This is a genomic window from Variovorax sp. N23 (assembly GCF_025486315.1).
Taxonomy (GTDB): Bacteria; Pseudomonadota; Gammaproteobacteria; order Burkholderiales; family Burkholderiaceae_C; genus Variovorax.
Map to the genome: position 1 here is coordinate 87362 of NZ_JAOOPY010000014.1, position 20644 is coordinate 108005.

Sequence of the window (20644 nt, forward strand, 5' to 3'; positions counted from 1 at the left end):
GTTCCCCACCATAAAAGTCAACACGATTGGAAACAATCTCGCGCTACAGTCTGTTTGCTTTAGTTTTAATCCTGCCATCGGATGCATCGTGACCCCCGCGATCCCGTCCGGCGTTTCCAGGGCCTGCGAGCCCAGGCTCACACAATGACCATCACCATTCATCCTGTCGTCCTGTGCGGCGGCAGCGGCACCCGGCTTTGGCCGCTTTCGCGCAAGGCGTTGCCCAAGCAGTTCGCGCCGCTGATCGACAACAAGAGCCTGCTCCAGCTCACCCTGGAGCGGCTGCGCGAACTGAACAGCGACATCTGCTGCGTGGCGTCGGACGAGCACCGGTTTCTGGTGCAAGAGGCGTTGGACGCCGCCAAAGTCCAGGGCAAGCAGATCCTCGAACCGGTGGCGCGCAACACCGCGGCCGCGATGGCTGCAGCCGCCCTGCTCGCGGACGCCGACGACCTGCTGCTCTTCGCGCCGGCCGATCACCACATCCCGGACGCCGCCCTCTTCGCCCAGACGGTGCGAAACGGCGTCGACGCGGCGCTGGCAGGCCACATCGTGACCTTCGGCGTGGTGCCGAGCTTCCCCAGCACGGCCTATGGCTACATCGAGTCCGGCGCGGCGCTGGCCGGTGCAGTCGATGGCGCCGGGCGCGCAGTGGTGCGCTTCGTCGAGAAGCCGACCGCCGAGGTGGCGCAGGCTCTGCTGCTCAAGGGCGGCTACTTCTGGAACGCCGGCATTTTCCTGGTGCAGGCGCGTGTGCTGATCGACGCGCTGCGCCAGCACGCGCCGGACATCCTGGCCGCCTGCCAGCAAGCGACCAACGCACCGGACGTCGACGGCAGCTTCGTGCGCCTGAACCGCGAAGCCTTCGAGGCCTGCCGCAGCGACAGCATCGACTACGCCGTGCTCGAAAAACACGCCCACATCGCCGTGATTCCGTTCGCCGGCGCCTGGAGCGACGTGGGCAGCTGGAACGCCGTGGCCAACCTGTACCCGGCCAATGAAGACGGCAACCGGCTCAGCGGCATGGCCAGCGCCCTGAATGCGCGCAACACCTTCGTGCACGCGCCGATCCGCCCCGTGGTCGCCCTGGGCACCGAAGACCTGATCATCGTGGACACGCAAGACGCCCTGCTGGTCGCCAGCACCGCCTGCGCCGAACAGGTGAAGGACGTGGTCGCCATGCTCAACCGAGAAGGCCGCCTCGAAGCGACCGAGCACCGCCGCGTCGCACGCCCATGGGGCGCCTACGACAGCGTCGACGCTGCAGAGCGTTTCCAGGTCAAGCGGCTGACGGTCAAGCCGGGCGCCAAGCTGTCGCTGCAGATGCACCACCACCGCGCGGAACACTGGGTGGTGGTCAAGGGCACCGCCAAGGTGACGCGCGACGACGAGACGATCCTCGTGCGCGAGAACGAGTCGGTCTATATTCCCCTGGGCGCCGTGCACCGGCTGGAGAACCCCGGAAAGATCATGCTCGAAGTGATCGAGGTGCAGTCCGGCGGCTACCTCGGAGAGGACGACATCGTCCGATTCGACGACACCTACGGCCGTGTCACCCCTATCACCGCAAAAACAAAATAACGTTAGCCATGACCGCAAAGAAAGCACTCATCACCGGCATCACCGGCCAGGACGGCTCCTACCTCGCCGAATTTCTGCTGGAGAAGGGCTACGAGGTCCACGGCATCAAGCGCCGCGCCTCGTCGTTCAACACCGAACGCATCGACCACCTGTACCAGGACCCGCACGAAAGGAACCGCAAGCTGCACCTGCACTATGGCGACCTGACGGACACCAGCAACCTGACGCGCATCGTGCAGCAGGTGCAGCCCGACGAGATCTACAACCTTGGCGCACAGAGCCACGTGGCGGTGAGCTTCGAGGCGCCCGAATACACGGCCGACGTCGACGCGATCGGCACCCTGCGCCTGCTTGAGGCGGTGCGCCTGCTCGGCATGCAGGACAAGACCCGCTTCTACCAGGCCAGCACCAGCGAGCTGTACGGCCTGGTGCAGGAGATCCCCCAGCGCGAGAGCACGCCCTTCTACCCGCGCAGCCCCTACGGCGTGGCCAAGCTCTACGCCTACTGGATCACCAAGAACTACCGCGAGGCGTACGGCATGTACGCCTGCAACGGCATCCTGTTCAACCACGAAAGCCCGCGGCGCGGCGAGACTTTCGTGACGCGCAAGATCACCCGCGGCATCTGCAACATCGCCCAGGGCCTGGAGCAGTGCCTGTTCGTCGGCAACCTCGATGCGCTGCGCGACTGGGGCCATGCCAAGGACTACGTCCGCATGCAATGGATGATGCTGCAGCAGGGCGAAGCCAAGGACTACGTGATCGCCACCGGCGTGCAGTACAGCGTGCGCGACTTCGTGCGCAAGACGGCGGCCGAACTCGGCATCACGCTCGACTTCGTCGGCACAGGCGTCGAAGAGAAGGCCGTGGTGCGCAGCATCGAGGGCACCGACGCGCCGGGCGTGAAGCCAGGCGACGTGATCGTGTCGGTCGACCCGCGCTACTTCCGCCCGGCCGAAGTCGAGACGCTGCTGGGCGACCCGGCCCTGGCCAAGCAGGACCTGGGCTGGATCCCCGAGATCACGCTGGACGAGATGATCAGCGAGATGGTCGCCAACGACCTCGAGGCCGCGCGCCAGCATTCGCTGCTCAAGAAACACGGCTACAGCGTAGCGGTCAGCCGCGAACACTGAAGGCACCCCCATGGCCACCCAGGACGACAAGTCCAAGGACCCCATCAAGGACTCGGCGCAGCAGATCTGGCTGGCCGGGCTCGGGGCCTTCGCCAAGATGCAGCAGGAGGGCAGCAAGGCCTTCGAGGCGCTGGTGAAGGACGGCGCCGGTCTTCAGAAGAAGACGCAGCAGGCGGCCGAAGAAACGCTGAGCCAGGCCCAGACCCGCATGGCCGGGCTGGCCAGCGAGTTCGGCGCGAAGGCCAGCGGCGGCTTCGGGAAGCTGGAGAACATTTTCGAGGAACGGGTGGCACGGGCGCTGGAACACCTGGGCGTTCCGTCGGCCGCCGAAGTCGCAGCGCTGCGGGCTCGCGTCGAAGAGCTCGAGGCACGGCTGGCCACGCAGAAGCCCGCGGCGGCAGCGTCGCGCAAGCCGCCGAGCCGCGGTTCGGCCAAGGCCGGTGCTGCAGCCGCCAAGGCCGCGAAGCCATCGCGCCGCCGTGCGCCGCGTGCAGACAAACCCTGATCCGGCCCCTGCGACCCTGATCCGGGGGCACGACCCGCATGCGCACACGCCCCCCTTTGCGCTAGAGTGGCCCCCAAGAGACAACCGGGGCTTCCACATGGCCAAGAAGGCGCCGCGCCGCACTGCCGAGCGCATCCTCGAAGCAGCGCTCGACCTGTTCAATCGCTTCGGCGAGCCGAACGTGTCGACCACGCTCGTGGCCGGCGAACTGAACATCAGCCCCGGCAATCTCTACTACCACTACCCGGCCAAGGATGAGCTGATCAACCGGCTCTACAGCCAGTACGAGGCGGAGCTGGACGAACTGCTGCATGCGAGCGAAGGCGTGCACGACGTGGAAGATGCCTGGTTCTTCATGCACAGCCTGTTCGAGCTGCTGTGGCGCTACCGCTTCCTCTATCGCGACCTGAACGACCTGCTGAGCAACAACCGCCATCTCGAGACGCAATTCCAGCTGGTGCTGCAGAAGAAGGCGGCGGCCATCCGGACGCTGCTGGCCGGGCTGGACGCCGCGGGCCACCTGGGCATCGACCCGCGCGAGGTCGACACGCTGGCGCAGAGCATGGTGGTGGTGCTGACCTACTGGCTGAGCTACGAGTACGTGCGCAACCCGCGCGAGGCGCTCGAGCCGGCCCATGCGCAGAGCGCGCTGATGCGCGGCGCGCACCACACGCTGCACCTGATGGCGCCCTACCTCGCTCCCGAGCAGCGGCGGCATCTTCTGACGCTCAGCAGCGCCTACGAGCGCGACGATCTGGCGCTGGCCGCCTGATCGATCCCGACCCACCCGCCCCACACCAGGAGCAAGACGCCATGACTCCCGATATGCGTCCCGTGTCGCTGCTCCCGCCCGGCTGCCATGCGCCGACCGCGCAGGCCGGCCGATGGGCACCGCTGCCCTATGCCGACCTGCCGCGCTTCGATACGCAGCGCCTGCTCGCCGCCTGGCCGCGCCTGCATGCCGGCAACCCGCTGGCCCCGCCCGAGCCGGGGCCGCTGGCCGACGGCTGGGTCTGCTATCACAACGGCGAGTTCGAACGTGCCGCCGCCATCGGCCTGCAGCTCGGCACCGACGGCCTGATGCTGGCCAACCAGGCGACCGCGATCTACGCCAACTACCTCGAGCCGCGCGAGACGGTGCGCCTGGCGCTCTTCCTGCAGGTGGCCGAGCGCGCCGCGGGGCACGCCGCCGCCGAGCCGGGCAACGCCCACGCGCTTTTCTGGGAAGCCTATGCGCTGGGCCGCTATGCCCAGGGCATCAGCGTGGCCCGTGCGCTGGCGCAGGGGCTGGGCACCAAGGTCAAGACGGTGCTGGAGCGCGTGATCGCGCTGGAGCCGCAACACGCCGATGCCTACATCGCGCTGGGCGCCTTCCATGCCGAGGTGATCGACAAGGTCGGCGCGCTGGTCGGCTGCATGACCTATGGCGTGCGCGCCGAAGCCGCGGTCGCGCTGTTCGAGCGCGGGCTGGCCTTGAACCCCTCGTCGGCCAGCGGCTGGATGGAATACGCGCGCGGCCTGCTGATGCTCGAAGGCGACGGGCGCCTGCCCGAGGCCACTCGGCTCTACGAGAAGGCGGCGGCCGTCGTGCCGGCCGATGCGCGCGAGCGCCTGGACGTCGAACTCGCTCGGGCCGGCCTGACGGATTAGGGCTCGCTTAAGATGCCCAGCCCTTTCGCCAACGCCCGCCCATGTCCGACCTGAACTCCCTTTTCGAGGCCGCCCAGGCCAACGCCCAGCTGTTGCCCGAACGCCCGGACAACCCGACGCTGCTGAAGATCTACGGCCTGTTCAAACAGGCCACCGAAGGCGACAACGCCGCCAAGCGGCCGAGCTTCAGCGACGTGGTGGCGCGCGCCAAGTGGGACGCGTGGACCGCGCAGAAGGGCCTGTCGGCGGACGAGGCGAAGCAGAAGTACGTCGAACTGATCGACTCACTGCGCGGCTGAAGGCTGCGCTGCCCGCGCGGTGTGGGTCGGCGGGGCCACGCCCTGCAGCGCGGCGTGGCGCTCGTCCTTCGGCAACGCCGCGAGCTTCCTGACGGCCGCATAGAAGCGCGGCCAGTCGCGGCCCTCGCGCTCGAACAGCGCCTCGAAGCCAGGCACCAGGTCGTCGTAGGCCGCCTGCGCGCCGAAGGTGGCGTTGTTGGCCCGCGCGGCCCAGGCGTCGTAGGCCGCCTGGCGCTGCGGCGGCCAGCCCTTGCGCAGCGCCGCGAAGTCGGCGCGGAAGGCGTCCATCGCCTCGCGCTTCATCGCCTCCACCGCCGCCCAGTCCTTCGCCTTGGCCTGCGGCGAGGTGTAGACCGCCTGCAGCCGCCGCCGCGTGGCGAAGGTGAGCGCGCGGAACTGCTGGCGCCGCGCGTCGTACTGCGCGTACTCGGCGCGCGCCGCCTCGCCAGCCTCGGTCGCGAGCCAGCGGGCGCCGCCGATGCGCTCGACCGCGGTGGCGAAGGATTCGTTGAAGAGCGTATCGCCCGACACGTAGAGCAGCTGGTGCGACAGCTCGTGGAAGATCAGCCGTGCCAGCTCGCCCTCGGGGTAGCCGATGAAGGTGCTCAGCAGCGGGTCGCCGCCGGCCCAGTTGAGCCAGCCCAGCGTCGAATACGCCGGCACCGGGTAGACGGCGGCTTCCCGCCCCTGCGCACGCTGGGCGTCGGCCTCGGCCTTCGCCTGCGCCTCGTCGTAGTAGCCGCGGTAGCCGACACAGCCCGCCACGGGAAAGCACCAGGTCTCGAGCGTCAGCGAATACGGCGGCGCGGCCACCACGTTCCAGACCGCCGCGTTGCGGTGCAGGTCGGCGTAGCCGGTGTAGCTGGGGTTGTCCGGCAGGTGCAGCTCGGTCACGGCGAAGCGGCGGATGCGCTGGGTGAGTTCGAGCTTGGCCTTGAGCGCCGCGGGCGTGGCCGGGTCGTCGAGCCACTGCGGCACCGGCCGCGCCGCGCGCATCACGCCAATGTGGCCGCTGGCCGACTGCCAGTAGTAGCCGAGGTCGGCGCAGCCGGCGAGCAGACCGGTCGCCAGCAGCACGAAGACGGCGGCAACGCGCCGTGCCATCGCCTCAGCCAGCATCGCTTGGCTCGACTTGGACCAGGCAGTCGTAAAAGGTCGGTCCCCGCCCGATGTCGGTCAGGCGCTGGCTGGTGAGCTGGTTGACGTTGGTGCCGTCGAAGCCCAGCTTGCGCCACCAGATGCCCATGCCGTGCACCACGCCCGGCCGCGCGCGGCGCGATACCTCGGCGCGGCAGCGGTGCTCGCCGCGCTGGTTGAACACGCGCACCATCGCGCCGTCGACGATGCCGCGGGCGGCCGCGTCGTCGGCGTGGATCTCCAGCAGCGGCTCGCCCTCGATGGCGCGCAGGCTGGTCACGTTGACGAAGGTGGAGTTGAGGAAGTTGCGCGCCGGCGGCGAGATCATCGCGAGCGGGAACTGCGCCGAGCTGCCCACCGCCTCGTGGTTCGGCACATGGTCGGGCAGACCGTCCTGGCCCTGGGCGGCGAGGCGTTCGCTGAAGAATTCGCAGCGGCCCGAGGGGGTCGGGAAGTTGCCCTCGGCGTAGGGCGCGTCGGGCAGGCGCAGCGTGGTGAAACCGTCGCGGTGCAGCTGCGCGACATCGATCGCACCGGGCGCAAAGGCGGCGGCGCACAGGGCCTCGTCGTCGTCCGAAAAGCAGGGCTCGTCGAAGCCCATGCGACGTGCCAGCTCGCGGAACACCCAGGCGTTGCTGCGCGCCTCGCCTCGCGGCGCCACGGCCGGGCGGTTGAGCAGCACGTCGGTGTGACCGTAGCTGGTGTGGATGTCCCAGTGCTCGATCTGCACCGTGGCCGGCAGCAGGTAGTCGGCGTAGTCGGCCGTGTCGGTGCGGAACTGCTCGAGCACCACGGTGAACAGGTCCTCGCGCGCGAAGCCGGCGGCGACCTTGCCCGACTCCGGCGCCACGGCGACCGGGTTGCTGTTGTAGACCACGACCGCCTTCACCGGAGGCCCGTTCGACAGCGCGGGCGCGTCACCGGTGAGCGCATCGCCGATGCAGCTCATGTTGATGGTGCGCGGCCGGCGTCCGGCCAGCAGGTCGGGCCGCTGCAGCGCGGCGCGGTCGACCGGGTACAGCCCCGAGCTGCTCAGCAGCAGGCCGCCCGCACGATGCCGCCAGGCGCCGACCAGCGCCGGCAGGCAGGCGATGGCGCGCGCCGCATTGCCGCCGCCGTGCACCCGCTGCATGCCGTAGTTCAGGCGGATGGCGGCAGGCTTCGTCTGCCCGTAGTCGCGGGCCAGCGCCACGATCTGCGCCTCGGGCACGCCGCACACCGCGGCGGCGCGGGCCGGCGGCCATTGCAGGGCGCGCTCGCGCAGCGCGTCCCAGCCGACGGTGTGGCGCGCGATGTAGTCGTGGTCGAGCCAGTCGTGGACGATCAGCTCGTGCATCAACGCCAGCGCCAGCGCGCCGTCGGTGCCCGGCAGCAGCGCGATGTGCGCGTCGCACTTGTCGGCGGTTTCGGTCTTGCGGGGGTCGATGCACACCAGCTTCGCGCCGGCGCGCCGGGCCGCCTGCGCGTGGCGCCAGAAGTGCAGGTTGCTGGCGATCGAGTTGCTGCCCCAGATGAGGATCAGCTTCGACTCGGCGAAGAACTCGACCCGCATGCCCACCTTGCCGCCCAGGGTCAGGCTCAGGGCCTCGCCGCCGGCGGTGGAGCAGATCGTGCGGTCCAGCAGCGACGCGCCGAGCTTGTGGAAAAAACGACGATCCATCGATTCGCCCTGCACCAAACCCATGGTGCCGGCGTAGCTGTAGGGCAAAATCGTTTCTGAACTGTTACTTTCGGTTAGATTCTGCAACCGGCGTGCGATGTCGTCGAGCGCGGTGTCCCAGCTGACGCGCTCGAACTGCCCGGCGCCCTTGGGGCCGACGCGCTTCATCGGGTAGAGCAGCCGATCGGGGTGCGCCGTCCGCTCGAGGTAGCGGGACACCTTGGTGCACAGCACGCCGCCCGTGTGCCGATGGTCCGGGTTGCCCTGCAGCTTGACGGCCTGGCCGTCCTGCACGGTGGTGACCAGCGCGCAGGTGTCGGGACAGTCGTGCGGACAGGCGCCCAGCACGGTGACCGAGGGGGTGGGAGACGTCGAAGAAGAAGCGGTGGCAGCGACCATCGGCCGAGTCTAGTTCCAGTCCTTGTTGTTGGCGCGAGCACGCGCGGAGGTTCGACCTATGATCAATCGCAGGCATTTTTCGATGGCGGCCGGTGCGGCCGCACTCGGTGGTTTCCAGCTGGCGCGCGCGCAAAGCGAGGCGCCGATCGTGCTCGGCCAATCCGCGCCCTTCAGCGGGCCGGCCGCGCAGTTGGGCATCCAGTTCTACCAGGGCGCCAAGCTCTACCTCGACCAGTACAACGCCTTGCCGGGCCACCGCGACGTCGAGATCAGGTTCCTCGACGACGGCTACGAGCCCGACCGCACCGTCGCCAACACGCAGAAGCTGATCGCCGAAGACGCCTTCGCGCTGTTCGGCTACATCGGCACGCCGACCAGCCTGGCGGCGCTGCCGCTGGCCGTGAAGGACCGGGTGCCCTTCGTCGCGCCCTTCACCGGCGCCATGGCGCTGCGCGAGCCCTTCCACCGCAACGTGTTCCACCTGCGCGCCTCGTACAACGACGAGACCGCGCTGATCGTCAAGCAGCTGACCAACCTGGGCCTGAAGAAGATCGCGGTCTTCTACCAGAACGACGCCTACGGCAAGGCCGGCCTGGACGGCGCCACGCTGGCGCTGGCGCAGCTGGACCTCAAGCCCGCCGCGCTGGCGACGGTGGAGCGCAACTCGGTCGACGTGGCCGCCGCGGTGAAGACGATCACCGCCGCCAAGCCCGACGCGGTGATCCAGGTCAGTGCCTACAACTCCTGCGCCGCCTTCATCCGTGAAGCCCGCAAGGCCGGCTACGGCGGCACCTTCTACAACGTGTCCTTCGTCGGCACGCAGGCCCTGGCGGACGCGCTCGGCAAGGACGGCGCGGGCGTGGTGGTCACGCAGGTGGTGCCGTCGCCGTACAGCCCGGCCAACGCGATCACGCGCGAATTCAGCGACGTCGCGAAGAAATCCGGCGGCGCCACCAAGCCGAACTTCTCGAGCATGGAAGGCTATCTCGCGGCCAAGGTGCTGACCGAGGGCCTGCGCCGCGCGCCGGGCAAGCTCAGCCGCGACGGGCTGATCCAGGGCCTGGAGAGCATCGACCGCCAGCAGTTCGGCGGCTTCGAGGTGTCCTTCTCGCCGAAGAACCATGTGGCGTCGAAGTTCGTCGAGCTGTCGATGATCACGGGCGACGGGCGCATCCGCACCTGATCAGCCCCGCACCCTGGCGAACACCTTCCAGAAGGCCGCATCCTGCGCCGTCGCGAAGTTGATGCGCATCAGCGTGCTCGGCGGCCGGCGCGCGTGAAACAGCGAGCCGGGCGCCAGCAGGTAGCCCTCGTCGAGCATGCGCTGGGTCAGCGCGTCGGTGTCGACGCCGGTGTCGACCCAGCCGAACAGCCCCGCCGGCTCCGACTCGAAGCGGCAGCCGTGCGCCAGCGCCAGCTTCACCGTGCGCGAGCGCGCGCCGTCGAGCCGCAGACGCACGCGCTCGGCGTGCCGGCGCAGCTGGCCCTGGTCGATGCACCAGGCCAGCGCCCGCTCGAACAAGGCCGGCGTGGTGAGCGTGGCCAGCAGCTTGGTCTCCAGCAGGCGGCCGAACACCTGCGGCGCCGCGGCGAGAAACCCGATGCGCCAGTTGGGCGCGAGGATCTTCGCGAAACCGCTCACGTAGATGGTGCGCTGCAGGCCGTCGAGCACGCACAGCCGCGTGGCGTGCTCGGGCGCGAGATGGCTGTAGGTGTCGTCCTCGACGATATGGAAGTCGTGCTGGTTGGCCAGCTGCAGCACCCGGTGCGCGCTGCCCGGCGACAGGCTGTAGCCGGTCGGGTTGTGCAGCACGCTCACGCTGACGAAGAGCTTGGGCTTGTGCGTTTCGCAGTACTGCGCCATCACCGCCAGGTCGGGCCCGTCGGCGCGCCGCGGCACCGGCAGGATGCGCATGCCCAGCGCTTCGAGCCGGGCGAACTCGATGGCCCAGCCCGGCTCCTCGACCATCACCGGGTCGCCGGCGCGCAGCAGCGTGCGGCTCACGATGTCGAGCGCGTGCGTGGCACCGATGGTGGTGAGGATCTGCTCGGGCGCCGCCGGGATGTTGATGCCCACGAGCTTCTGCGACAGGCTGCGGCGCAGCGCGCCGTCGCCGGCCGGCTCGCCGTACTGCAGCGAGATCTCCTGCAGCGCGCGGGTGCCGGTCAGGCGCCGCAGCGAGGTCGGCATGAAGGTCGAATCCATCCAGTCGGGCGGGAACACGCCCATGCCGGGCTGCGGCTTGTCGCTCTGGCGGTGGAACATGCCGCGGATGAGCGAGCTGGCATCGGCCGGCACGCCGCCCACCCGCGAGATGTTCGCCGGCACACCGTCGCGCGCAGGCCGTGCTTCCAGCGCCGGCGCCGCGTCGCGCACGAAGAAGCCGCGCTGGCGCCGCGCCTCGACCAGGCCCTGCGCCAGCAGCTGGTCGTAGGCCGCCACCACGGTGTGCGGGCTCACGCCCTGCTGCCGCGCGCATTCGCGCACCGACGGCAGGCGCGCACCGGGCGCCAGCAGCCGGGTGCGGATGCGCTCGGCAAAGCGCTCGGCCAGCTGGCTGGTCAGGGACTGGGTGGAGGTTCGTGTCAGCATGCGGGGTTCTGTGTCGTGCATTCGACCGACACAGTCGGCATCTTTGTCTGCGGAACTGTATTGGCACTGTAATGGTCATCAGTCTAGAGTGTGTCCCATGAACTGGCAAGAATTCACGGCGCTGCTGGTGATGGCCGCGGCGATGAGTTTCTCGCCCGGGCCCAACACCACGCTGTCCACCACGCTCGGCGCCAACGGCGGCCTGCCGCGCGCGATGCGCTTCGTGCTGGCGGTGCCGATCGGCTGGTCGTTGCTGCTGGCGCTCTGCGCCGCCGGCGTCGGCGCCCTGGTGATGGCCGCGCCGGCACTCAAGTGGGTGATCAAGGCGCTCGGCATCGCCTACCTGCTGTGGCTGGCCTTCAGGCTCAGCCGCAGCGGCGCGCTCGGCCAGACCGGCGACGACTCGGTGCGGGTCGGCTTCGGCCAGGGCGTGATGCTCCAGTTCCTCAACGTGAAGGCCTGGCTGCTGGCGCTCACGCTGGTGGGCGGCTGGATCGCCGGGCATCCCGACGCGCTGCACCGCTTCGCCATCGTCGCACCGGTGATGCTGGTCTATGCCTTCGTCAGCAACTTCGTCTACGCCTTGGCCGGGTCGCTGCTGCGCGGCTGGCTGGCCACCGGGCGCCGGCTGCTGTGGTTCAACCGCGCGATGGCGGTGCTGCTCGTGCTCACGGCGGCGTGGATGGTGAGAGCATGAGCGCCGTGCCCCTGGAAGACCGCCCCCTCGGCATGCGCCGCGAAACGCTGGGCATGTGGCTGGGTGTGCTCGGCGTGGCGCTCTTCGCGGTCACGCTGCCGATGACGCGGCTGGCCACCGGCACACAGGCCGCGCCGCAGCTCTCGCCCTGGTTCATGACGCTCGGCCGCGCGGCGCTGGCCGGAGCGCTGTCGATCCTGTTCCTGCTCGCCACGCGCGCGCCGCGCCCCGAGCGCCACCAGTGGAAGCCGCTGGGCATGGCGGTGCTCGGCAATGTGATCGGCTACCCGCTGCTGCTCGGCTTCGCGCTGCGCGCCGTGACCGCCAGCCACGCGGCGGTGGTGACCGCCCTGCTGCCGCTGGCCACCGCCGCCATCGCGGCCTGGGTGCTGCACCAGCGCGCGCGCCTGGGCTTCTGGGTCTGCGCCGTGGTCGGCAGCGGGCTGGTCGTCGCCTTCTCGCTGCTGCGTGCCTGGCAGCAGGGCCATGGCTTCGGCTTCGAGTGGGCCGACCTGCTGCTGGTAGGCGCGGTGCTCGCAGCCTCGTTCGGCTACATCTACGGCGCACAGGTCACGCCCGCGCTCGGCGCCGAGCGGGTGATCTGCTGGGTCTGCGTGATGGCGCTGCCGGTGACGCTGCCCGGCGCCCTGCTCACCTGGCCGTCGCAGCCGGTCGCATGGACGGCCTGGGCCGGCCTGGCCTATGTCGGCGTCTTTTCGATGTGGATCGCCTTCTTCGCCTGGTACCGCGGCCTCGCCATGGGCGGCGCGCTGCGGGTGAGCCAGGCCCAGTTGCTGCAACCCTTCCTGTCCATCCTCGCCGCCGTGCCGCTGCTGGGCGAGCCGCTCGATGCGGTCACGCTGGGCTTCGCGCTCGCCGTGGTCGCCACCGTGCTGATCGGCAAGAAACTCTCGCAGGGCCCGCGCTGACGCGGCACACTTTTCGGTTCCTGCTCCGACAACGACCACCACAACCCTCCCCTCGCCTCCAGGAAAAATCATGACGACATGGAAGATGGCCGCCCGCGCCGAGAAGATGAACCCCTCAGTGCTGCGCGAGATCCTCAAGGTGACCGACCAGCCCGGCATCATCAGCCTGGCCGGCGGCCTGCCCTCGCCCAAGACCTTCCCGATCAGCGCCTTCGCCGACGCCTGCGCCCATGTGCTGGCCAACGACGGCGCGGCCGCGCTGCAGTACGCCGCGAGCGAAGGCTACGGCCCGCTGCGCCAGGCGGTGGCCGACATGCTGCCATGGAACGTCGACCCGGCGCAGGTGCTGATCACCACCGGCTCGCAGCAGGGCCTCGACCTGGTGGCCAAGGTGCTGATCGACCCGGGCAGCCGCGTGCTGGTCGAGACGCCGACCTACCTCGGCGCGCTGCAGGCCTTCTCGCCGATGGAGCCGACGCCGGTGAGCGTGGCGAGCGACGACGAGGGCGTGATCGTGGACGACCTCATCGCGAAGTCGAAGGACGCACGCTTCATCTACCTGCTCCCCAACTTCCAGAACCCGACCGGCCGCACCATGAGCGAGGCGCGCCGCGCCGCCGTGTCGGCCGCCGCGGCTGCCGCCAACCTGCCGATCATCGAAGACAACCCCTACGGCGACCTGTGGTTCGACGAAGCGCCGCCGCTGCCGTTGACCGCGCGCAACCCCGATGGCTGCATCTACCTGGGCTCCTTCTCGAAGGTGCTGGCGCCGGGCCTGCGCCTGGGCTTCCTGGTGGCGCCGAAGGCGATCTACCCGAAGCTGCTGCAGGCCAAGCAGGCGGTCGACCTGCACACGCCGATCTTCACGCAGCGCATGGTGGTCGAGGTGATGAAGGACGGCTTCCTGTCGCGCCACGTGCCGACCATCCGCGCGCTGTACAAGCGCCAGCGCGACGCCATGGCCGCCGCGCTGACGCGCGAGATGGAGGGCCTGGACGTGACGTTCAACGCGCCCATCGGCGGCATGTTCATGTGGGCCCGCCTGCCCGAAGGCATCGACACCGTGAAGCTGCTGCCGAAAGCGGTTGAGCGCGGCGTGGCCTTCGTGCCCGGCGCGCCCTTCTATGCCGACGGCCAGGGCGACCCGCGCACGCTGCGCCTGTCCTTCGTGACCGCCAGCGTCGAAGAGATCGACACCGCCATCGCCGCGCTGGCCGCCACGTTGCGCGAGCAACTGGCGCACGATGCCGCCGCCAAGGTGCAGCGCGAGCTGGCCGCCACCTGAAGGAGCGACCCATGCTCAACATCTGGGGCCGCATCAGCTCGATCAACGTGCGCAAGGTGGTGTGGTGCGCGCAGGAGCTCGGGCTCGACTTCCAGCGCACCGAGGCCGGCGGCAAGTTCGGCGTGGTGCAGACGCCCGAGTACCAAGCGCTCAACCCGAACGCGATGGTGCCCTGCATCGACGACGGCGAGGGCGAGGCGCGCGTGGTGCTGTGGGAGTCGAACGTGATCGTGCGCTACCTGTGCGCGAAGCATGCGTCGGGCACGCTCTACCCCGAGCCGCTGTACGAACGCTTCGACGCCGAGCGCTGGATGGACTGGCAGCAGACCGCGCTGAACCCGGTGAGCGCCGGCGCCTTCAAGCAGTGGATCCGCACGCCCGCGGCCGAGCGCGACGCCGCGGTGATCGACCGCTCGGTGACCGCCACCGAGCCGCTGTTCGCGCTGCTCGACGCGCACCTGGCCACGCGGGCCTTCATGCTCGGCGACGCGTTCACCATGGCCGACATCCCGGTCGGCTGCGAGGCGCACCGCTGGTTCGGCCTGCCGCCGGCCGAGTACACCCGGCCGGCCTGGCCCAACGTCGAGCGCTGGTTCGCCGACCTGAAGGCACGTTCCGCCGCGCGCGGCGTGCTCGACCTTCCCCTTGAATGACGTGACGAAGATGAAGACCCGCCCTTTCCAACAAGTCGACGTGTTCACCGCCGTCCCCTACCGCGGCAACCCGCTCGCGGTGGTGCTCGACGGCACGGGCCTGGACGACGCCGAGCTGCAGCGCCTCGCGCAGTGGACCAACCTGTCGGAAACGACTTTCCTGCTGCCGCCGACCGACCCGGCCGCGGACTACCGCGTGCGCATCTTCACGCCCGGCAGCGAGCTGCCCTTCGCCGGGCACCCGACCATCGGCAGTTGCCATGCGTGGCTGCGTGCCGGTGGCCGACCGAAGTCGGGCGACCGCATCGTGCAGCAGAGCGCCGTCGGCCTGGTGCCGATCCGCCGCGACGGCGAGCGGCTCGCCTTTGCCGCGCCACCGGTGACGCGCAGCGCGCCGAGCCCGAGCGTGCTGGCGCGGGTGGCCGCCGCGCTCGGCCTGAAGGCGGCGCAGATCCGCGGGGCGCAGATGCTCGACAACGGGCCGGTGTGGATGGGGCTGCTGCTCGACGACGTCGACACGGTGCTGGCGCTCAAGCCGGACCACCGTGCACTGAAGGAACTGCGGCAGAAGGTCGGCGTGGCCGCGGTGCCGAACACGGCGGACGAGGCGCCTGCGCTCATCGGCCGCTCGAACCGCGAAGCGCGCGCCTTCGGCGCCCGCGGGCAGCCCGCGCCGGTCGGCCTCGAGGTGCGCGCCTTCGCGGCGCCCATCGGCGTCGAGGAAGACCCGGTCACCGGCAGCTTCAACGCCAGCGTCGCGCAGTGGCTCATCGCCGACGGCCACGTGCCCGAGCGCTACGTCGCCGGCCAGGGCCAGTGCATGGGCCGCGACGGACGGGTGCACATCGAACGCGACGCCGACGGCCAGGTGTGGGTCGGCGGCGATGCCGTGACCTGCATCGAAGGCAGCGTGCACCTCTGAGGGAGCCGGCGCATGTCCGCACAGATCGACCACCTCGTCATCGCCGCCCGCACGCTCGGCGAGGGCGTGGCGTGGTGCGAAGCCACGCTGGGCGTGACGCCCGGGCCTGGTGGTGCGCACCCGCTGATGGGCACGCACAACCGGCTGATCTCGGTGGCATCCGACACCTTTCCCCAGGCCTACCTGGAGATCCTCGCGATCGATCCGGCGAAGCAACCGACACGCCCCGCCGGACTGGCGCGCTGGTTCGACCTCGACGACGCGGCACTGCAGGCCGAACTCGCGCAGCATGGGCCGCGGCTGATCCACTTCGTCGCCCGCGTGCCCGATGCCGCTGCGGCGCTGCAGGCGCTCGCGGCGGGGCCGACGCCGATCGACCGCGGCGCGCTCATCGAGGCGTCGCGCGACACGGCGGCCGGCCGGCTCGACTGGAAGATCAGCGTGCGCGACGACGGCCAGCGCCTGCTGTACGGCGCGCTGCCCACGGTGATCGAGTGGGGGCCGGTGCACCCGACCGACACGATGCCCGCGTCGGGCGTCACGCTGACCGGCCTGCACGCGACGCATCCCCGGCCCGACATGCTGCAGGCCGCACACGCGGTCCTGGAGTTGGCGCAGGTGCCGGTGGAGGCCGGCCCGCCCAACCTCGTGGCCGTGCTGCAGACACCGCGTGGACCGGTCACGCTCGAATCGACAGGGATCTGACCTCCATGCTCGCCGCCGCCGAACCCCGCATGAACTTCACCCGCGAAGAGATCGAGGCCGCGCAGCGCACCGTCTACGCAGCCATGCCCCCCACGCCGCAGTACGCCTGGCCGCAACTCGGTGCACGGCTGGGCTGCCGGCTGTGGGCCAAGCATGAGAACCACACGCCGCTGGGCGCCTTCAAGGTGCGCGGCGGGCTGACCTACATGGAAGCGCTGGCGCGCGAGCGCCCCGAGGTACGCCGGGTGGTGAGCGCCACGCGCGGCAACCATGGCCAGTCGATCGGCTTCGCGGCGGCGCGCCACGGGCTGGCGGCGACCATCGTGGTGCCGCATGGCAACTCGGTCGAGAAGAACGCCGCGATGCGCGCGCTCGGCGTGCAGCTCGTCGAGCACGGCGATGACTTCCAGGCCGCCAGCGAGCACGCCGCGGTGCTCGCCGCCGAGCAGGGCCTGCACCGCGTGCCCTCTTTCGCACGCGACCTGGTGCGCGGCGTCGCGACGGCCTACGTGGAATTCTTCGAGGCGCTGAAACGTGCGGGCGAGGTGCCCGACGTGCTGTTCGTGCCCATCGGCCTCGGGTCGGGCTTCGCGGCCGCGGCCGCCGCGCGACGGCACTGCGACGTGCGCACGAAACTCGTCGGCGTGGTGTCTTCGCACGCCACCGCGTACCGCGACTCCTTCCGCGCGGGTCGTGCGATGGAAGCGCCGGTGACCACCTTGCTGGCCGACGGCATGGCCTGCCGCACGCCGGTGCCCGAATCGGTCGAGGTGCTGCTGCGCGAGGCCGACGACGTGGTCGCGGTGAGCGACGACGAGGTGGCCGCCGCGATGCGCATCCTCTTCACCGACACCCACAACGTGGCCGAAGGTGCGGGCGCCGCGGCGCTGGCGGCCGCGCTGCAGCAGCGCGAGCGCTGGGCCGGCCGGACGGTCGGCATCGCCGTGACCGGCGGCAATGTCGACGCCGCCGTCTACGCCCGGGTGCTTACCAGCGCGCCTTGACGCCGATCGATCCCTGCACGCCGCTCTTGATGCGGGCGTCGCCGCCGACGGCGAACATCTGGCCGACTTCGCCGTAGACGCTCCAGGTCGGGTTCAGGGCCAGCGTCATGCCGCCGGCCACTTCGCCCCAGGTGCCGCCGGTGCGCGTGGCGATGTCGGTGGTCGCTGCCGGGCCGACGAAGCGCGCGATGTCGGTGCCGCTCGAAGCGCGGTACAGGTTCAGGCGAGCGTAGGGTTGCAGGGCGCCGAGCGAGGTGCTCATCTCGCCCTTCACCCGCACGCCGGCACGAGCGACCCAGCCGTTGTCGCTGTCCTGCTGCACGCGGGCGCCGGAGATCGACACGTCGTCGAGGTCGACGCGCTGGTAGATGAGCTGCAGCTGCGGCTCGATCGTCCAGCCCTGGCCCAGTGCGAGCGACTGGCCGACTTCGATGGACGCGGTCTGGCTGTCGCCCTTGCCCGATGCGAAGGCGTTGCCTTGCGGCTGCACGGTGTAGCGGTGGTCGCCGGCCTGCAGCACGGCGTCGGCGTAGAAGCCGTTGGCGCCGTACCAGGTCGCATAGGCGCCGAGGTAGCGCGAGCGCAGGTCGTTGCGGCCGACGCCGCCGTACACGCCGCGGGCGAAGCCGTTCACACTGATGTCGCCGTCGAGCTGGCCGACGTAGATGCCGGCGTGCCAGTTGCCGTCGGCCCACAGGTCGGTGCCAACCTGGAAGCCGTCGAGGCGGCCCTTGCTGTCCGGCGAGGTGTCGCCCTGCTGCTTGACCTCGATGCCGGTGCTGATGACACGGCCCCAGGCATTGCGCGCGCCGGTGCTGGCGGCGCCGGCCACCGGCTCGTCGCCCATGCGCTGGTGCAGGTTGCCGAGCATGGCCCAGTCGGCCTGGCGCAGTTGCTGCGGCAGCGCGGCGAAGAGCGGGACTTCGGCGCGGTAGGTCGGCACGGTGACGGCGGGCGCGCTCGGTGCGCTCGGTGCGTTGGGCGTGACCACCGGCGTCGGCGCGGGCACGGTGGTCTCCGAACGCAGGTACCAGTTGTCGCCGGCGCCGCTCGCGTCGGCCGCGTGCAGCGTGTATTCGAAGGCGCCGGCGTCGACGTGGCCGCCAGCCAGGGTGAAGGCGCTCTTGGTGGTCTGCGCGGTGGTGGTCGCGCCGTTGAGCGCGCTCACGACCTCGATGCCGTTGCCCGTGGTCTGGGCGCCCAGGCCGCCGAGGTTGACGACCTGCATGGTGGTGCGGCCGCTGGCGCTGGCGGCGGCGCCATTGAGCACCAGCCGGTCGGTCGCGCTGCTGCTGTCGCCGAGCGCAGTGCCCAGGCGCAGCGTGCCGTTGTTGCCGACGTAGGCGCCGGTGACGGTCAGCCGCGTGCCGGGCGTGCTGCCGACGAGCGACACGGTGCCGCTGTTGGCGAGTGAAGCCACGGTCTGGCTCGCGCCGGCCAGGTCGAGCGTGGCGCCTGCGGCCACGCTGTGGGCCGACGCCGCGCTCAGCGTGTTGGCGGCACCGGCCAGCAGTGTGCCGCTGGCGACGGTGGTGGTGCCGGTGTAGCTGTTGGCGCCGGTCAGCGTCAGCGTGCCGGTGCCGATCTTGACGACGTTGCCGCCCGTGCCACCGGCCACGCCGCCGTCCTGGATCACGCCGCCGATCGTGTCGTTGGCATTCAGGCCCCCGACCGTGAGGGTACGGGCGCCGAGCAGCACGTCGCCGTTGCCGCTGAGCGAGCCGATGGCCGTTGCGGCCGTGACGTTCGACACGTCGACGTTGCCCTGGCTGGTCACGGCCTGCGTGGCCAGCGTGGCCGCGTTGCTCATGCGCAGGCCGGCGCCGGCGTCGACCTGCACCGCACCGCTGCCCAGCGCGCTGGCGCCGTTCATGTCGAGCACGCCGCCCTGGATGGCCGTGCCGCCGCTGTAGCTGTTGGCGGCCGTGAGTTCGAGCGTGCCGGCACCGGTCTTGGTCAGCGACTGGCTGCCGCCGCTTTCACCGATGGCGCCGCTCTGGCGCACATCGCCGTTCGCGACGTTGAGCGCCGCATGGCCGGTCAGCGTGAGGGCGTTCGCGAGATCGCTCATGCGGGTGCCGTCGTAGGCTAGCGTGGTGCCGCCGGCCAGCGAAACGCCACCGGTGCCGACCGCGCTGTTGTTGGCGACGCGCAGCGTGCCGCCTTCGACGCGGGTGCCGCCGGCGTAGGTGTTGGCGCCCGACAGCGTGAGGACGCCGGCGCCGTACTTGACCATGGTGCCGTTGCCGCCGGCGACCAAACCGTCGGAGATCACGCCCGAGAAGTCGCCCGCGCCGGTGCGCAGGGTGCTCGAGCCGAGCCCGATCGTGCCGGTACCGTAGAGGGCGCCGATGGTTTCCACAAGATTCGGCGAGACGAACGCCAGTCCGGGCAGCGTGATGCCGCCGATGGTCGGGCCGAAGGGGCTGTTCACCGTCACGGTCGAGGTGTCGGCGATCTGCTCGTTCTCGCGCAGGGCCACCGTGGCGTTGGGCTCCACCAGCAGATCCCCCTGGATCGAAGTGGCGCCACCGGTGCGCCGCAGCACCAGAACCATGCGCCCCCGCACGGTGGTCAGGCCGGTATAGGTATTGGACTGGTTGCCGACCATGTCGACGTCGCCCCAGTACTGGCTGGAAAAGGGCGCTTCGAAGGTGATGCCGTGGTTGCCCGATACCACGCCGCCCAGCGTTAGCAGGTAGGCCACGGAGGACGGGCCGCCGAAGCTGATGGTCGCATCGGTGTTCAGCGCCACGTTGCCGTTGAGCGTGAGGCCGTTCTCGCGCGAGGTCGGCATCGAATCGGCGCGCGTGTCGAGCGGGTCGACCGAGAAGTTGCCGTTGACCACCACGTCGTTCGCCAGCGTGACGCCGCCGCGCAGCATGCCGCCGTTGATGGTCAGCGTGCCGGTGCCCAGTGAGTCGTTGGCGGTCACCTCGAGCGCACCGCTCTGCAGCGTGGTGCCGCCGGTGTAGGTGTTGGCGACGGGGCCGCCTGCAGACACCCGGTTGCCGAGCACCAGCAAGCCGTCGCCGGTCTTGGTGAAGCCCCCGGCGCCGTCGATCACGCCGGACTGCGTCGCCGTGCTGCCCGATGCGGTCACTTCCAGGTCGGTGTTGCCGGTTGCCAGCGTGAGGCCCGTGGTGTTGTTGCTCCCGGCGGGGTAGACCGTCTGCGCCACGGCGGCGCCGGTGGTCAGGAGTGCGGCAGCGAGCACCACGATGGAGGCGCCGCGGCCACCGCCACGCGCACGATCGACTTCGGACACGGCGACCCAGGCGCCGAGGGCGTGGTTCCAGACACTGCGATAGGACTTGTTCACGGTAGACTCTTCTCTGATGTGCGCCCTAGCACGGTGCAAGAACCGCTGAGCACTGTTATACGAAAGTGCTCAATTCTTTCACAGTTAGAACTTTGTACCTCGTGCATTGACACATCAACGCACCACCGCGTGACATTTGTCACGCATACGTCATGTGCAGCCGCTCCCCA

The 20644-nt window shown here is 70.2% G+C and carries 18 protein-coding genes; 14 read left to right on the forward strand and 4 right to left on the reverse strand.

The annotated features are described in order from the left end of the window. The first annotated feature begins 144 nt into the window (after positions 1-144). From N8A90_RS19525 to N8A90_RS19550, 6 genes are all read left to right on the forward strand, one after another. Positions 145-1581, forward strand: coding sequence for a mannose-1-phosphate guanylyltransferase/mannose-6-phosphate isomerase (locus tag N8A90_RS19525; RefSeq protein WP_262076688.1), 1437 nt, complete (start codon positions 145-147; stop codon positions 1579-1581). Positions 1582-1589: 8 nt separating this feature from the next. Beyond that, entirely contained in the window at positions 1590-2714 is a 1125-nt protein-coding gene (gmd, locus tag N8A90_RS19530; RefSeq protein ID WP_262076689.1) for a GDP-mannose 4,6-dehydratase, read from the forward strand. Between the two features lie 10 nt (positions 2715-2724). Further along, positions 2725-3219, forward strand: coding sequence for a phasin family protein (locus N8A90_RS19535; RefSeq protein ID WP_262076691.1), 495 nt, complete (start codon positions 2725-2727; stop codon positions 3217-3219). Between the two features lie 97 nt (positions 3220-3316). Next, positions 3317-3991 (forward strand): TetR/AcrR family transcriptional regulator, encoded by a 675-nt coding sequence (locus tag N8A90_RS19540; protein WP_262076693.1) that lies wholly within the window; start codon positions 3317-3319, stop codon positions 3989-3991. Positions 3992-4032: 41 nt separating this feature from the next. Next, on the forward strand, positions 4033-4869 hold the full coding sequence (locus N8A90_RS19545; RefSeq protein ID WP_262076695.1) for a hypothetical protein: 837 nt from the start codon (positions 4033-4035) through the stop codon (positions 4867-4869). 41 nt (positions 4870-4910) lie between these two features. Continuing rightward, the gene (locus N8A90_RS19550) at positions 4911-5168 is read left to right on the forward strand and encodes an acyl-CoA-binding protein (RefSeq protein ID WP_262076697.1); all 258 of its coding nucleotides are present in this window, start codon (positions 4911-4913) and stop codon (positions 5166-5168) included. Here N8A90_RS19550 and N8A90_RS19555 read toward each other — a convergent pair. Both N8A90_RS19555 and N8A90_RS19560 read right to left on the reverse strand, forming a co-directional pair. Beyond that, positions 5154-6287: an aminopeptidase gene (locus N8A90_RS19555; RefSeq protein ID WP_410087714.1), complete on the reverse strand. Its 1134-nt coding sequence runs from the start codon at positions 6285-6287 to the stop codon at positions 5154-5156. The two genes, N8A90_RS19550 and N8A90_RS19555, sit on opposite strands and share 15 nt — an antisense overlap. Further along, positions 6277-8364, reverse strand: coding sequence for a molybdopterin-dependent oxidoreductase (locus N8A90_RS19560; RefSeq protein WP_262076698.1), 2088 nt, complete (start codon positions 8362-8364; stop codon positions 6277-6279). Before N8A90_RS19560 ends, N8A90_RS19555 begins: the two co-directional genes overlap by 11 nt. A 58-nt stretch (positions 8365-8422) precedes the next feature. Between N8A90_RS19560 and N8A90_RS19565 the strand changes: the two genes are divergently transcribed. Further along, a complete protein-coding gene (locus N8A90_RS19565; protein WP_262076699.1) occupies positions 8423-9547 on the forward strand; it encodes an ABC transporter substrate-binding protein in 1125 nt (374 codons plus the stop codon). Here N8A90_RS19565 and N8A90_RS19570 read toward each other — a convergent pair whose 3' ends face one another. Further along, the gene (locus tag N8A90_RS19570; protein ID WP_262076700.1) at positions 9548-10957 is read right to left on the reverse strand and encodes a PLP-dependent aminotransferase family protein; all 1410 of its coding nucleotides are present in this window, start codon (positions 10955-10957) and stop codon (positions 9548-9550) included. It lies immediately after the preceding gene. Between the two features lie 97 nt (positions 10958-11054). On the opposite strand from N8A90_RS19570, the gene N8A90_RS19575 reads away from it, so the two are divergent. The 7 genes from N8A90_RS19575 (at position 11055) to N8A90_RS19605 (ending at position 17152) form a co-directional block, all read left to right on the forward strand. Then, positions 11055-11654: a LysE family translocator gene (locus tag N8A90_RS19575; RefSeq protein WP_262076701.1), complete on the forward strand. Its 600-nt coding sequence runs from the start codon at positions 11055-11057 to the stop codon at positions 11652-11654. Further along, entirely contained in the window at positions 11651-12583 is a 933-nt protein-coding gene (locus N8A90_RS19580) for a DMT family transporter (protein WP_262076702.1), read from the forward strand. Before N8A90_RS19575 ends, N8A90_RS19580 begins: the two co-directional genes overlap by 4 nt. 70 nt (positions 12584-12653) lie before the next feature. Then, complete coding sequence (locus N8A90_RS19585) at positions 12654-13868, forward strand: PLP-dependent aminotransferase family protein (RefSeq protein ID WP_262076703.1); 1215 nt, start codon at positions 12654-12656, stop codon at positions 13866-13868. Between the two features lie 11 nt (positions 13869-13879). Further along, positions 13880-14521: a glutathione S-transferase family protein gene (locus tag N8A90_RS19590; protein ID WP_262076704.1), complete on the forward strand. Its 642-nt coding sequence runs from the start codon at positions 13880-13882 to the stop codon at positions 14519-14521. 10 nt (positions 14522-14531) lie between these two features. After that, positions 14532-15443, forward strand: a complete 912-nt coding sequence (locus N8A90_RS19595) for a PhzF family phenazine biosynthesis protein (RefSeq protein WP_262076705.1) — start codon at positions 14532-14534, stop codon at positions 15441-15443. A 12-nt stretch (positions 15444-15455) separates the two neighbouring features. Continuing rightward, entirely contained in the window at positions 15456-16148 is a 693-nt protein-coding gene (locus tag N8A90_RS19600) for a VOC family protein (protein ID WP_262076706.1), read from the forward strand. 29 nt (positions 16149-16177) lie between these two features. Then, the gene (locus N8A90_RS19605) at positions 16178-17152 is read left to right on the forward strand and encodes a threonine dehydratase (RefSeq protein WP_262076751.1); all 975 of its coding nucleotides are present in this window, start codon (positions 16178-16180) and stop codon (positions 17150-17152) included. Here N8A90_RS19605 and N8A90_RS19610 read toward each other — a convergent pair. Further along, entirely contained in the window at positions 17136-20474 is a 3339-nt protein-coding gene (locus N8A90_RS19610) for an autotransporter outer membrane beta-barrel domain-containing protein (protein ID WP_262076707.1), read from the reverse strand. The two genes, N8A90_RS19605 and N8A90_RS19610, sit on opposite strands and share 17 nt — an antisense overlap. Between the last annotated feature and the right edge of the window lie 170 nt (positions 20475-20644).